General features: G+C 57.6%; 12 protein-coding genes, 1 tRNA gene and 1 pseudogene. 7 read left to right on the forward strand and 7 right to left on the reverse strand.

The features are described 5' to 3' along the window. Positions 1 to 143: 143 nt before the first annotated feature. Positions 144 to 228: transfer RNA gene (locus CGERO_RS00175), tRNA-Leu, on the forward strand. A gap of 75 nt (positions 229 to 303) precedes the next feature. On the opposite strand, the pseudogene CGERO_RS10855 reads toward CGERO_RS00175, so the two are convergent. Next, positions 304 to 462, reverse strand: a pseudogene (locus CGERO_RS10855) (DUF6440 family protein); the annotation flags it as partial. A gap of 1,262 nt (positions 463 to 1,724) precedes the next feature. Here CGERO_RS10855 and CGERO_RS00180 point away from each other — a divergent pair. Together CGERO_RS00180 and CGERO_RS00185 are read left to right on the forward strand one after the other, a co-directional pair. Beyond that, entirely contained in the window at positions 1,725 to 2,183 is a 459-nt protein-coding gene (locus CGERO_RS00180; protein ID WP_123932659.1) for a hypothetical protein, read from the forward strand. A gap of 13 nt (positions 2,184 to 2,196) precedes the next feature. Continuing rightward, on the forward strand, positions 2,197 to 2,439 hold the full coding sequence (locus tag CGERO_RS00185; protein ID WP_123932661.1) for a hypothetical protein: 243 nt from the start codon (positions 2,197 to 2,199) through the stop codon (positions 2,437 to 2,439). 270 nt (positions 2,440 to 2,709) lie between these two features. Here CGERO_RS00185 and CGERO_RS00195 read toward each other — a convergent pair whose 3' ends face one another. The 4 genes from CGERO_RS00195 to CGERO_RS00210 form a co-directional block, all read right to left on the reverse strand. Beyond that, the gene (locus CGERO_RS00195; RefSeq protein ID WP_123932665.1) at positions 2,710 to 3,597 is read right to left on the reverse strand and encodes a replication initiation protein; all 888 of its coding nucleotides are present in this window, start codon (positions 3,595 to 3,597) and stop codon (positions 2,710 to 2,712) included. 201 nt (positions 3,598 to 3,798) lie between these two features. Continuing rightward, entirely contained in the window at positions 3,799 to 4,452 is a 654-nt protein-coding gene (locus tag CGERO_RS00200) for an ABC transporter permease (protein WP_123932667.1), read from the reverse strand. After that, positions 4,449 to 5,084 (reverse strand): ABC transporter permease, encoded by a 636-nt coding sequence (locus CGERO_RS00205; protein WP_123932669.1) that lies wholly within the window; start codon positions 5,082 to 5,084, stop codon positions 4,449 to 4,451. The genes CGERO_RS00200 and CGERO_RS00205 overlap by 4 nt, the downstream gene beginning before the upstream one ends. After that, a complete protein-coding gene (locus CGERO_RS00210; RefSeq protein ID WP_123932671.1) occupies positions 5,081 to 5,887 on the reverse strand; it encodes an ABC transporter ATP-binding protein in 807 nt (268 codons plus the stop codon). Before CGERO_RS00210 ends, CGERO_RS00205 begins: the two co-directional genes overlap by 4 nt. 118 nt (positions 5,888 to 6,005) lie before the next feature. Between CGERO_RS00210 and CGERO_RS00215 the strand changes: the two genes are divergently transcribed. Together CGERO_RS00215 and CGERO_RS00220 are read left to right on the forward strand one after the other, a co-directional pair. Continuing rightward, positions 6,006 to 7,211: an MFS transporter gene (locus CGERO_RS00215; RefSeq protein ID WP_123932673.1), complete on the forward strand. Its 1,206-nt coding sequence runs from the start codon at positions 6,006 to 6,008 to the stop codon at positions 7,209 to 7,211. Then, positions 7,208 to 7,717 carry a DinB family protein gene (locus CGERO_RS00220; protein WP_123932675.1) on the forward strand — a complete coding sequence of 170 codons (510 nt, stop codon included), beginning with the start codon at positions 7,208 to 7,210 and terminating at the stop codon, positions 7,715 to 7,717. The genes CGERO_RS00215 and CGERO_RS00220 overlap by 4 nt, the downstream gene beginning before the upstream one ends. 530 nt (positions 7,718 to 8,247) lie before the next feature. On the opposite strand, the gene CGERO_RS10650 is transcribed toward CGERO_RS00220, so the two are convergent. Both CGERO_RS10650 and CGERO_RS00225 read right to left on the reverse strand, forming a co-directional pair. Beyond that, positions 8,248 to 8,406 carry a hypothetical protein gene (locus tag CGERO_RS10650; RefSeq protein WP_164470195.1) on the reverse strand — a complete coding sequence of 53 codons (159 nt, stop codon included), beginning with the start codon at positions 8,404 to 8,406 and terminating at the stop codon, positions 8,248 to 8,250. Between the two features lie 688 nt (positions 8,407 to 9,094). Continuing rightward, positions 9,095 to 10,426, reverse strand: a complete 1,332-nt coding sequence (locus tag CGERO_RS00225) for a M20/M25/M40 family metallo-hydrolase (protein ID WP_123932677.1) — start codon at positions 10,424 to 10,426, stop codon at positions 9,095 to 9,097. Positions 10,427 to 10,524: 98 nt separating this feature from the next. Here CGERO_RS00225 and bioB point away from each other — a divergent pair, with 98 nt between their 5' ends. Then, positions 10,525 to 11,523, forward strand: coding sequence for a biotin synthase BioB (bioB, locus tag CGERO_RS00230; RefSeq protein ID WP_123932679.1), 999 nt, complete (start codon positions 10,525 to 10,527; stop codon positions 11,521 to 11,523). After that, entirely contained in the window at positions 11,523 to 11,774 is a 252-nt protein-coding gene (gene bsaP, locus CGERO_RS00235; RefSeq protein ID WP_123932681.1) for a biotin synthase auxiliary protein BsaP, read from the forward strand. The genes bioB and bsaP overlap by 1 nt, the downstream gene beginning before the upstream one ends. Positions 11,775 to 11,784: the final 10 nt, after the last annotated feature.

Below are 11,784 nucleotides of genomic sequence, written 5' to 3' on the forward strand. Positions count from 1 at the left end.
AAGCCCCAGTATAGGGTCCTCGGTGCCACATGCCCTATTGCAAAGCACTGAAAATGCAGAAAATTTGCGGAATGACCTGCACATTGGCAAATTCTCAGTCGGACGTGTTAGGTTATTCCAGTCGCATGAAAATTGCACCACCGGCCCAGGTGGCGGAATTGGCAGACGCGCTGGCTTCAGGTGCCAGTGTCCTTTACGGACGTGGGGGTTCAAGTCCCCCCCTGGGCACAAAATAAAAACCGCAACCGAGAGGTTGCGGTTTTTTGTTGCTCGCTGCGCTAGCTGCTGATTGGGCGGCCCCGGGGAGTCCACGAGCACTGCCAAGCCACCCGCGGGACCACTGATGGTCCGGAGGTGGCAGACTCCAGTTTTGGTATCGCGCCAGACGCGCAACAGTTCGCGTCGACAGTGCTCTTGTTCTTCTATGATTTCGAAGCGATTTTCATTAGTGCTGGTAACCACTGTAGCGACTGCGGAGCATCGGCCAAGAGTGGTAGCTGTGGTTGTTCGCAGCGGGACATCGTGTGCTTCATGAAGAACTCGCTGTTTAGTGGCTAAAACAACTCTGAAACAACTCCACAATAATTCTTAAACAGATAATTCCGGTTCTGCGGGGCGCAAAAGTGGTCTACAGCACAACCGTAGGGTGTTTCTCTACTACCCCGCTGACCGTCCCGCACCGTCGATCACTCAGAGTGCATAAAGCGCATGGTTTCGTCACGTGATGAACTAAGGGAAGTGGATTTTGGTCGTGGGTGCGTGCGAGGTCTGTGGGGGCAACATTCGTGTGCGCGTCGGCCGGGCGTGTGCGAGGTTCTGCTCGGCTTGGTGTCGGCAACAGTCGTACCGGTCGCGGCTACGTGCCCGCATGGTCGCCGCGGGTGTAGTGAACAAAGCCACGGCGGTGTCGTCGAGCCGTTCGCTTGCGCAGCGTCAAAAACAGCGCCAGGAGCGCACAAACCACGAACCCATCCGGGGTGTGGAAACGTCGCAAACGGGCTTAGAGCGCGATCTGCGGGACATGGCGGCACTACGGAGACAGGTCAACGCGCAACAACGCCGCATCGAACACCTTGAGCAACAACTACGCATGTTCGGCATCGAACCCACCTACCCGTACCCGAACCGCACACTTACCCCTCACCCCGATCGGCAGCACACGCCCAACTTTCGTAGTCGCGCGCTGTCTTGCTGCTGTTTCGTTGCGTCACGCAGCGAAATCAATACACTTTATGCTCTCTGAGAATCCACGGTCACAGCCGCTGCTTACGCCGCGACAACACACCCCGTTGGCAAACACCCGGTGATCGCTTGAGACTGCCCGGTGGGGTGGTACGTCCCCTGTGTGATGAATAAAAACCGCGCGAACTTATCCAACGACTTATAGCCAGACTTATAACCCCACTCCGATCACCAACCCCGAGCGAACCACGACAGAAAAAGAACAACACCCCGTTTTCAAGCCCTGAACAGCGAAAAACAGGGTGTTTTCACGCTGTAGAACTGTCTACAAGACGCCCAACTCTAAGACGTTGAAAGCGCGCATATACGGGAACGTATAGCGGGACGTATAGCGGAACATATCGGCGGTGAATTGATGATCCGTTCTTGATGGAAACGTTCTTCATGGTTACCCTTGTCACTAAGCGATGTAACGGGGATCATATTTTTGGTGGTGTCCGTTTTGCTTTTCCTGGACCTCTACCCAAGCAGAAGGAAGTGTTATGAATCTTCGTAAGTGGACTTCTGGACTGTTGGCTGCGGTAGCTATTGGCTCATCATTTGCAGCACCGCAACAAGCTTTCGCTGTTGATCGAGCATCAATCTCGGATGAAAACACCGGAACGTACTCGCTTCTGCGCACTTCGGAGAATGTCACTCAGATCAAGGTTGATAACGCACATGTAGAGCAACGTGGCGATGACGTGGTTCTGGTTGGAGCTGGTGGACAGGAAGAGAATATTTCTCAAGAGCTGTCTGACTATCCGTTCGTGAATGTCGAGAAGATCAATGACGCGACGGCGCAGGTCTCGATTTCTGACAAAACTGCACACGCTCTGAGTCAGGAGCGCATTAATTGGAAGTGCGCTCTAGGGGCGGCCGGAACCGGTCTCATGGCTGGCACTGCTGCTGCGACGCTCGGCGGAGAGGCAGCAGGTGCCGCACAGTCTTGCTTCGACTAGAAAGATAATGATCATGACGATAATTGCTGTTATCTGCGTGTGTTTCGCGGCTTTTATAGCGCCAAAGGCCTTTGCAAAGCTTGGTTCCACAGGACAAAGACTTCTTGCAGCCTTTGTCTTTGTTCTAAGCCTTATTAGCTTTGTCGTGACCAGCTACAAAGCTGACATGTCGCCGTATTTAGTGTTGGGAGCGCTTTTGCTTGCTCTCTTCTTTGGTGGCATGCCAGGCGTCATTCAAAAGAGGCGAATGACTTAAATGTTCAAGAGGATTTCTTAAGCGTTAGGTGCTTCTACCTGAATGGCTTTTGCATACCGATGGACAGTCCCAACCGAAAAGCCGGTCTCGGCGGAAATAGCTCGAATACCGAGTCCTTTTGCCCTGAGACTCGCTACTCGGTTTCTTTTCATTTTTGCTTTAGCTAGATAGTCCTCACGAGGCTCTGAAGTCCAGCGAATTATTGAACTTTTGGCAGCGCCAGTTCTCTCATGAAGTTCCTTCACTGACCAGCCATTCCTTGGATGTTGTTTAAGCATTTTTAGGAACCTCTATTAGCTTCTTAACCGTTTTTTTCGCATCATTTTTTCCCCAGCGTTTGTTGGCGCTTTTGCGTCCGCGTTCGGCTTGTTTTTGTTTGAGCCATTCGTCGGTGGGGATGGGGGCGATGTTGCGCCATGTCCATCTGGCGACGGAGCGGGCGATGTGGATGACTTCGTTGTGGTTGAGTGCTCCGCGTGTGTAGTCGTTGGCGATTTTGTCTTCGTTGCGCAGTGTGGCGCGGTCAAGGACGATGGCTTCCCATTCGGCTTGGTCTTGGTAGGAGCCTCGCCTGGTGTATGCCCATTTGCGTAGGTAGTCGAAGAGATCGACGTTTCGTCCAACGCCGCTGGTGGTGAGTGCTTTGTGGTCGTCGTAGCGGGGGAGTGCGCCGAGGTTGCTTAGTGCTGTGGCGAGTTCTTTGAGTCCGTAGCGGTGTTGGTCTTCTCCCCAGATGGGCAGGTGGGTTTCGCTGAGGGGGTTCTTGGTAATCCTGCCGGTAAAAGCTGGGTCGCCCTCAAGGATCGTTGCGAGTCCTGATTCGATGCGTGCGAGCAGTCGGATGGGGCGTCGGTTTGCGGCGTCTGTGAGGCACACAGGGGCTGCGAGGGCGTAGACGATGTGTCCTGAGTTGGTGTGGGGGTTTAACGCCGTCCAGGAGGGCGCAGGAAGCCCGAGAAGCCCGGGAAGTTCGTCTGCCATGCCGCCGTCGTGGTCGGTGATGATCAGCGACTGCAAAACCAGCGGGTTGGCTTCGATGTACGCCAGCGTGAGTGCTTTGGCTCGCGTGGTGCGTTTGTAGGTGCCGTCTTTCGCATCGGACGACAGGGGTGCGCGGGGCATCCAACAGGCGTTGAGAAAGTCGGCGTGTGGGTTCATAGCGACCACTGTCGCACGGGGGTAGTCCAAACCCCGGCATTTCCACCGGCGTGTTCAAAGTTACCGATAATCGAATCAATTATTCGATAGCTATTGGGTCTGAGATGACGGTGCTCTCGACTGAAAGCCTAGGTCAATCACTATGTAAGTAGTTATTTCGAGTTGTTGTGAGTTGTTTGGATAGTTGTTTACTACCGACCCTCAAGAACCGTGGATTTTTCCTTTCAGCAGTGTGCCTACCCGCCCAAAGAGCAGGTCGATGAGCCACGCTAATAGGATGACGAGGACGGATCCGGTGAGCATTTCGATGTAGTCGCGGGTTTTTAGTCCGTGAAAAATTAGGCGGCCTAAACCCACGTCTGCGGTGTATGCGGCGAGCGTGGCGGTGGCGATCACCTGCAGTGCAGCGTTGCGGAAGCCACCCACAATCACGGGTGCCGCCAGTGGGAGCTCAATGCGCCTCACCAGTTGCGCTTCAGTAAAGCCCATTGCCCGGGAGCCGTCGATAGTGTTGCGATCCACTGCGGCGATGCCCGAATATGTGGCCGCGAGCAGGGAAGGGATCGCAAGAATGACAAGCGCGATCAGCGGTGCCTTGATACCGATACCAAAGATCAACCCAAAAATGGTGAGTAGGCCCAGGGTGGGCAAAGCTCGAGCGGCACCGGAGATGCCACCTACGAACAGGGAGCCGCGCCCGGTATGACCGATGGCGATGCCAGCGGGCAGGGCCAGCAGCGCGGCAATAAAGACGGCGAGGAAGGAAATGCCGAGGTGTTGTGTGATTCTGAGCCAGTATTCAGACCAAGCGGAGGCGTCTGTGAGTGAGGCGAAGAGATCGTCGATCCAGGTCATGCCTTTGCCTCCCAGGGGGCGAGCACGCGCTTGATGGCGAGCGCGAGGACGTCGAAAAGCAAGGCCAAGAGCACAACCAGCACGATGCCGGTTAAGACTTCGGCGTTAATGCCGCGCTGGAAACCGTCGGTGAAGAGGGAGCCGAGGCTTGGCACACCAATGAGCGCGCCAATCGTGACCAGGCCGATGGTGGATACGCTCACTACTCGGATGCCCGAAATGAGCACCGGTATGGCCAGTGGCAGATCCACTTTCCAGAGCAATTGTTGAGGACTTACCCCTTGTGCAAGCGCTGCGGTGCGCACGTGCTCGGGGACGGATTTGAAGGCATCGGTGGCGGTGCGAACCAGCAGGGCGATGCCATAGAGCGACAGCGCCGTCATTACGTTGATTTCTGAGCGAAGCGGAAAGCCAACGATGAACGGCAAAATCACCAACATTGCCAGCGCGGGAACGGTATAAAGCAACGCGGTGCTGGCCACCAAGAGGTTGCCTATGCGTTTGGTGCGTGCCGCGAGCATGCCCAAGGGCGTTGCTACAACAATGGAAATGAGGATCGCCGGTAACGCGAGGCTCAGATGCTGTAAGAGCAGACTCCACACTTGGAGCCAGGCGTGAGAGAGCCAGGTCATTCGATCACTCCGATCGGTTTGCCGGAGGCGTCCACTACAACGGTGCGTCCGTTGAGCGTGGTGGTGGAAAGTTTGCGCTGGCTGTTCTTGGCACCCACGAATTCAGCCACGAATTCGCTTGCTGGATTGGCTAGCAGCTCAGCGGGGGTGCCGGCTTGGGCGATGCGCCCGCCTTTTTCCAGCACGATCACTTCGTCGCCGAGGCGGAAGGCTTCGTCAATGTCGTGGGTGACCAGCACGATGGTCTTTTGCAGGCGCTCTTGGAGTTCGAGGAGCTGGGTCTGGAGTGAGTCGCGGACGATCGGATCCACGGCGCCGAAGGGTTCGTCCATCAGCAGGATGTCGGGGTCGGCTGCCAGGGCTCGGGCCACGCCAACGCGCTGTTGCTGGCCGCCGGAAAGCTGAGCGGGGTAGCGCTTATACAGTTCCTCGCCAAGGCCAACGGCTTGGAGGGCGTTCGTGGCGCGTCGATAGGCTTCTTGCTTGGATTCCTTATTTAATAGCGGCACCGTTTTGGCGTTCGCGAGGATTGTGCGGTGGGGCAGGAGGCCGCCCGATTGGATGACGTAGCCGATGGAGCGCCGGAGCGCCACGGGGTCGGTGCTTGAGATGTCCTCGCCGCGCACCGTGATTCGACCTGATGTTGGCGTGACCATGCGGTTTACCATCCGCAGGAGGGTGGTTTTGCCGCAGCCGGAGGAGCCAACGAGCACGGTAATTTTGCGCTCGGGAAAGGTGTAGGTGAAGTTTTCCACGGCGCGGGCTTGGCCGTAGTGCTTGCTAACCTGCTGAAATTCGATCACGGCTTGTCCCTTCGGAAGATCAAACTATAAGCGTAGTGGAATTTGTTCGAAGGGGGAGAAGAATAAATTGTCTGCGTAAACTAGACAAAGCGGTATGTTTCGTGCTTGGCTAAAGCGCATGTCTACTCCCGCCACCGTCGCCCCAGCTTATCGACGCCGCGTCATCGCCACCCTCATGTTCGTCCAAGTGATGGCCGGACTAGGCCACGGTGTGACCTTCTCCATGGGCTCCCTGCTCATTTCTGAGCTGCTCGGATCCGCCTGGGGAGGCACCGCACTCGCGCTGACCATGGGCGGTGCCGCATTGTGGGCGGTTCCGCTGGGGCGCGTGGTGGCAGCCAGAGGCAGGCGCGCCTCGCTCACGGTAGGCCTAAGCCTTGGCATCCTCGGTGCTGTCAGCGCACTGACGGGCGCGCAACTTGGATTCGCGCCATTCGTGCTCCTGGGCTTCCTGCTGCTCGGCGGTGAGGTGGCCACTAATTATCAGGCTCGCTTCGCCGCCGTCGACGTGGCAGTGGGCAAGCACCGGGGTCGCGACCTCTCCCTGGTGATGTGGGCAACCACCGTGGGTGCGGTGGTTGGGCCGCAGCTCATCGGCCTCACCGAGGGCATCGGCGCCCACTTTGGCCTTGTGCAATTCGCAGGCGCGTACCTGCTGTGCATCACTGTGCAATTCCTAGGCATCCTCTTACTGCAATTTGGGCTACGCCCCGAGCTGCGCCCCAGTGACAAGCCGCAGCGTGAGAGGATCCGGGTACGCAGCAACCCCGAGGCCGTATTTGCCATGGTCACCGTGGCTGCCTCGCATTTCGCCATGATCGGCATCATGTCCATGACGGCAGTGCATTTGCATCACCACGGCGCGGGCCTGGGGTGGATCGGCATCGTGATCTCTGGGCATGTGGGTGCCATGTATGCCCTTGCGCCGATCTTCGGCATCATCTCTGACCGCGCCGGGGCATCGCGCGCCATCGTTCTTGGTGTGCTGCTCAACGTCACTGCCGCGGCGGTGGTGGTGATCTTCGCCCAAAGTCAGGTGGGCGTTCTTGTCGGGCTGATCCTGCTGGGCTTCGGATGGTCCGCCACCCTCGTGGGAGGCTCGGCGCTTCTGGTTCGCGTGACTAAGCCTGCCGAACGCGCAGCATTCCAGGGACGCAACGACCTCATCATGAATATCTGTGGTGCCAGCGGCGGTATCCTTGCAGGCCCCATCGTTGCCGCTTTCGGCTTGCCCATCCTCGCCGGTGCCATGGGTATACTCGTGCTGGCGCTAGCCATCGCCGGGCCATTGTGGGTGCGTGCGCAATTACAGTCGAAGCCATGACTTTTCACGAACTCCTCATCGACCTCTCCGAACGTCCGCTGTACGTCCTGGATCAGATTGCCAACAAGCACCTCAGCGTGGAACGCGCCAATGCGCATCTCGGCGGTCACCCCAACTCCATTGTCTGGCTTCTCTGGCACACTGGTCGCGAGTTAGACATGCAGCTCATTGAACTTTCTGGGGGTCAACAAGTGTGGACGCGCGGGGAGTTTGCGCAACGCACAGGGCTCGGCTCCACGGGAGATCCCATGGGTTATGGGCACAGCGAGGCCGAGGCACGCGCTATGCGGGTGGAAACGCAGGATCAGCTCGAAGCGCTACTGGACTACGTGCGCCAGAGCCTCACGGCCACCCGTGCATACACCGCCCAGCTCAGCGCCGTAGAAGCCAAAAAGCTTATCGACGCCAACGTGACCTTTGGCGTCCGCCTCATATCGATCATTGACGATGCGATCCAACACCTGGCACAGATCCAATATGTGCTCGGTGCGCCCGAGCTGAGGTAGGGTTGCGCAGCTTAGCGGGGCAGTTGATAGGTGGTGGCCCGGTTGCCATGGCCGCCCTTGCGGATAATCAAGCCTTGTTCTAACAACGCATTGATTGCATAGCGGTTTTTGCCACAGATAGATCGCTACGCTGTGCAATCTCGCTGATTGTCATCGTAGAAGACGCTTGGGACAATACTTCAGCGATCGTCGAGCCATTGGTTGTGATCCGCTCAAAAGGATGCAAAGGGGCCGGGTTGTTGGAGTTTCTCCAAATAACCACAGTAAATTACGTACCAGTATCGGTGAGTTGGGGCTGAGCTAAGCCTGCCTGCTTGAGTTGCTCCAACGCCATGGCAACACCGCCGCCTTCACCCTCGATCACGTTCGCCCCGGAGGTGGTTTTGAGCTGCTTGGCAATGTCGTAGAGTCGCTAATTCACCGCTGCCTGAACATGTGAGGAGCTTGTGAGCTGCTCAACGCCAACGCCCCGCAAACCACCAGAGCTCTGAATGATCAAGCGATCTTTGCGCAGCCTGATGTGGATGGATTTACCGATAGTCAAAGTGTTTGGGGCTCAGATTGCTATGCACAAGGGAGTTCGCGACGAATTCCCTGATCGTGGTGAGCGGAATCTCTTCCACGTGGTGCATATGACCATCAGCCTGATACACCTCATCTTCGTGAAGGTGATGCTTGAGACATCGCATTGTCTCATTGAGGAGAAAAGGAACAGGTCCTTTCAGCGGTTCCAGGTCGCGCACTCGGTGTGGGCTTTGTGTGGTGTCGAGCTGCTCGGCGATGGTAACGGAAAGGGAAGGGGTACACACCTTGGAGAAAGAAGCCAAGCCGCGTACAGTCCCGCGAGGGTGGGGTTGTCCTCGGCGTCGAGGACGCTGCGGGAGCGTAGAAGTTTGTCGTCGTCCAGGCTTCGAAACCTCTGGCTCGTCTCGCGGGAACGGTTGATACATTCATCAACCAGGTTCTGATCCAGCAGATCGAACGTGGAATTTGGTGGGGTTCGTGCGTCAAAATCCCATGCGAGTTCTGAAGCGGCCTTGGGTACCTCGATCATCCGCAGCTCATGCGGCTGCATACTGTAAACGCCTTCCGCTTGCCGCAAATACGCTGAACCACGCCAAGTGGCTGGGCGTTCGCTTGAGGGGAGTGGCCCCACAGTTGCAATAACAATGGCGCCTTCGGAAGCTCTCGAGAACTTCATGTAATTGCTTCTTGGTGAATTCCACAGTTTGAATAAAACTGAAGTGTGATTGAAGCTCACAGGTTTATCAGTGTGAAATGCCCACATTTTGGCAAATGCCCTTCTGACCAGGCAGTATCCACCTTTCTCGATTTTTCAGACGCACCCTCTCAGTGATAAAAGTCTCAGTCTGTGTATCACTCTGAGCCTCTGGAATCTCCGCAGAACTTTCGAACTACCGCGTCATAGGCCTGGAGGGTGAGGTCAAGATCCTCAAGGTGCAAGTATTCGTCGTGGGAATGCAGTTGCGCGTGGACGGCGCCGAGCGTTCTTTCGCGGGCGTGGGCGGCAAAGCCATAGCCGACGCCACCGGCGCGCCGCGCGAAGCGCAGGTCGGATCCTCCAGCGGCAATCGTCGGTACTACTGCTGCGCCGGGGAACAGTTCCTGCAACACTTCCGAGAGCACTGCATAGAGGGGATGCTCGATAGGGGAGACGGTGGCTTCTTCACAGATGAGGTGCTCGATTTCAACGTCGATGCCATCCAGGGCTTCATATAGCAGTGCATCAACGTCTTCATCGCTCTGGCCGGGCAGGGTGCGAATGTCTAGCTCCAGCCAGGCGTGGCTGGGCAGCACATTGATTGCCTGCCCTGCTCGCAGCACCGTTTGGGCAATGCTCAGATGCGAGATGGCGTCACCGAACGCCGCGAGTTCTCCAAGCGGGGTGTAGTCCGTGCCGCTGAATACCGCGGTCTCGGTCTGTGGATCAAAGCGGAAGGCGTGCACGAACCCGCGCCACACATCATCGTCGCTCACCTTGGGTTGAATCTCAGCTATTCGGCGTGCTACCTCGCCGATCTTCACAATTGAGGAATCTTTGGCATAGGGCGCCGAGCCATGCCCAGCATCACCTCGCACGTGAATGCGGCGTTGGGCTGCACCTTTTTCACCTACGTACACCGTTACTGCATCGGAACCATCGGCGGTGGGCAGGTGGGCACCGCCGGTTTCTGAAAGGCAGTGCTCCCAGGAGAACGCATCGGGATGATGTTCACGTAGCCAGGCGGCCCCGAGTCCGCCACGGGCTTCTTCGTCGGCAAGCCCGACAAAGGTCACGGTGCCGGGCAGTCCACCCTCGCGCGCAACTTCCCGGGTAACTGCGGCCATGACGGCGGTAATGAAGAGCATGTCTACGCTGCCGCGGCCGTAGATCTTGCCATCGCGCACCTCGGCGGAAAATGGATCCAAGCTCCAACGAGCCTCATCCACCGGCACCACATCGGTGTGCCCCAGCAATGTGATTGGGGCAGCTTGCGGATCGCTGCCGGGTACGGTGAACGCGATGCTCACCCGTCCCGGTACAGGTTCGAAGCGCTGAACCTGTGCCCCAGAGTCTGCAAAGAATCTCTCCAGCGTGTCCGCATTGCGGACCTCTTGCCCGGATTCCGGGGTGAGGTTATTCACGCACGCCCCTTGGATCAGGGAGGTGAGGAGGGCGAGGGTGTCGTCGAAAAGCTTGTGCTGCATGCTTTGAAGCCTAACGCGAAGCGGAAAAGCTAAACACTGTTCAAGTTTGGGACTAGGATTGCCAGGGAGTAATCACACACGTCGAAAGGTGAGACGCGATGAGCGCAGCGATTCTGGAACTTGCACGCGAGAAGGTGCTGGAAAAGGGCGAGGGCCTGAGCAAAGACGAAGTGCTCGAGGTGCTCAAGCTCGACGATTCGCACATCAATGAGCTGCTTGAACTCGCCCACGAAGTGCGTTTGAAGTGGTGCGGCGAGGAAGTCGAGGTGGAAGGCATCATCTCGCTGAAAACCGGTGGTTGCCCCGAAGATTGCCACTTCTGCTCTCAGTCCGGACTGTTCCAATCGCCGGTGCGTTCCGCATGGCTCGACATCGCTGGCTTGGTGGAAGCCGCGAAGCAGACTCAGAAATCCGGTGCCACCGAGTTCTGCATCGTGGCCGCTGTTAAGGGCCCGGACGAGCGTCTCATGAGCCAGCTTGAAGAGGCCGTCGCTGCCATCAAGTCTGAGGTGGACATCGAGGTTGCTGCCTCCGTTGGCATTCTCACCCAAGAGCAGGTGGATCGTCTGGCTGCCGCCGGTGTGCACCGCTACAACCACAACTTGGAAACCGCGCGCTCCTTCTTCCCCAACGTTGTGACTACACACTCTTGGGAATCGCGCCGCGACACGTTGCGCATGGTTGCCGAAGCGGGCATGGAAGTGTGCTCCGGCGGCATCCTCGGCATGGGTGAAACCCTGGAGCAGCGCGCAGAATTTGCCGCTGACCTGGCAGAACTTAATCCCACCGAAGTGCCCATGAACTTCCTCGATCCACGCCCGGGCACTCCGTTTGAGGATAAAGAACTCATGGAAACCGCCGACGCCCTGCGCGCCATCGGTGCCTTCCGTCTGGCGTTGCCCAAGACCATCCTGCGCTTCGCTGGCGGCCGTGAGCTGACACTGGGTGATCTCGGCACTGAGCAGGGGCTCCTCGGTGGTATTAATGCGGTAATCGTTGGCAATTACCTCACCACGCTGGGCCGCCCGATGGAAGAGGACTTGGACATGCTGGGCAAGCTGCGTCTTCCCATCAAGGCGCTGAACACGAGTGTCTAATGGCGAAGACTGATTCCACTGAGTTGCTTGAGGCGCTGCTCGCCGGTGACGCGCCGAAGTTTCATCCTAACACTGGAAAGCCCGTTGAGCAGGAACAACGCCTTTCCCCCTCTGCCCGCGCCGGCTTTGAAGCCCCCCGTTTTTGCCAGATCTGCGGTCGCCGCATGGTGGTGCAGGTTCGCCCCGACGGATGGGATGCGCGCTGTTCGCGCCACGGCAGCGTCGATTCCGTGTACTTGGGCAGGCGTTAGCCAGTAGCTT

The organism is Corynebacterium gerontici (genome assembly GCF_003813985.1).
In the GTDB taxonomy this organism is placed as follows: domain Bacteria; phylum Actinomycetota; class Actinomycetes; order Mycobacteriales; family Mycobacteriaceae; genus Corynebacterium; species Corynebacterium gerontici.

Bases quoted from the DNA above. Each gene is read 5' to 3' on its own strand.
- bsaP (WP_123932681.1), top strand. From the start codon at position 11,523: ATGGCGAAGACTGATTCCACTGAGTTGCTTGAGGCGCTGCTCGCCGGT.
- CGERO_RS00195 (WP_123932665.1), bottom strand. From the start codon at position 3,597: ATGAACCCACACGCCGACTTTCTCAACGCCTGTTGGATGCCCCGCGCA.
- CGERO_RS00220 (WP_123932675.1), top strand. From the start codon at position 7,208: ATGACTTTTCACGAACTCCTCATCGACCTCTCCGAACGTCCGCTGTAC.
- bioB (WP_123932679.1), top strand. From the start codon at position 10,525: ATGAGCGCAGCGATTCTGGAACTTGCACGCGAGAAGGTGCTGGAAAAG.
- CGERO_RS00200 (WP_123932667.1), bottom strand. From the start codon at position 4,452: ATGACCTGGATCGACGATCTCTTCGCCTCACTCACAGACGCCTCCGCT.
- CGERO_RS10650 (WP_164470195.1), bottom strand. From the start codon at position 8,406: ATGCGATGTCTCAAGCATCACCTTCACGAAGATGAGGTGTATCAGGCT.
- CGERO_RS00185 (WP_123932661.1), top strand. From the start codon at position 2,197: ATGACGATAATTGCTGTTATCTGCGTGTGTTTCGCGGCTTTTATAGCG.
- CGERO_RS00215 (WP_123932673.1), top strand. From the start codon at position 6,006: ATGTCTACTCCCGCCACCGTCGCCCCAGCTTATCGACGCCGCGTCATC.
- CGERO_RS00205 (WP_123932669.1), bottom strand. From the start codon at position 5,084: ATGACCTGGCTCTCTCACGCCTGGCTCCAAGTGTGGAGTCTGCTCTTA.
- CGERO_RS00180 (WP_123932659.1), top strand. From the start codon at position 1,725: ATGAATCTTCGTAAGTGGACTTCTGGACTGTTGGCTGCGGTAGCTATT.
- CGERO_RS00225 (WP_123932677.1), bottom strand. From the start codon at position 10,426: ATGCAGCACAAGCTTTTCGACGACACCCTCGCCCTCCTCACCTCCCTG.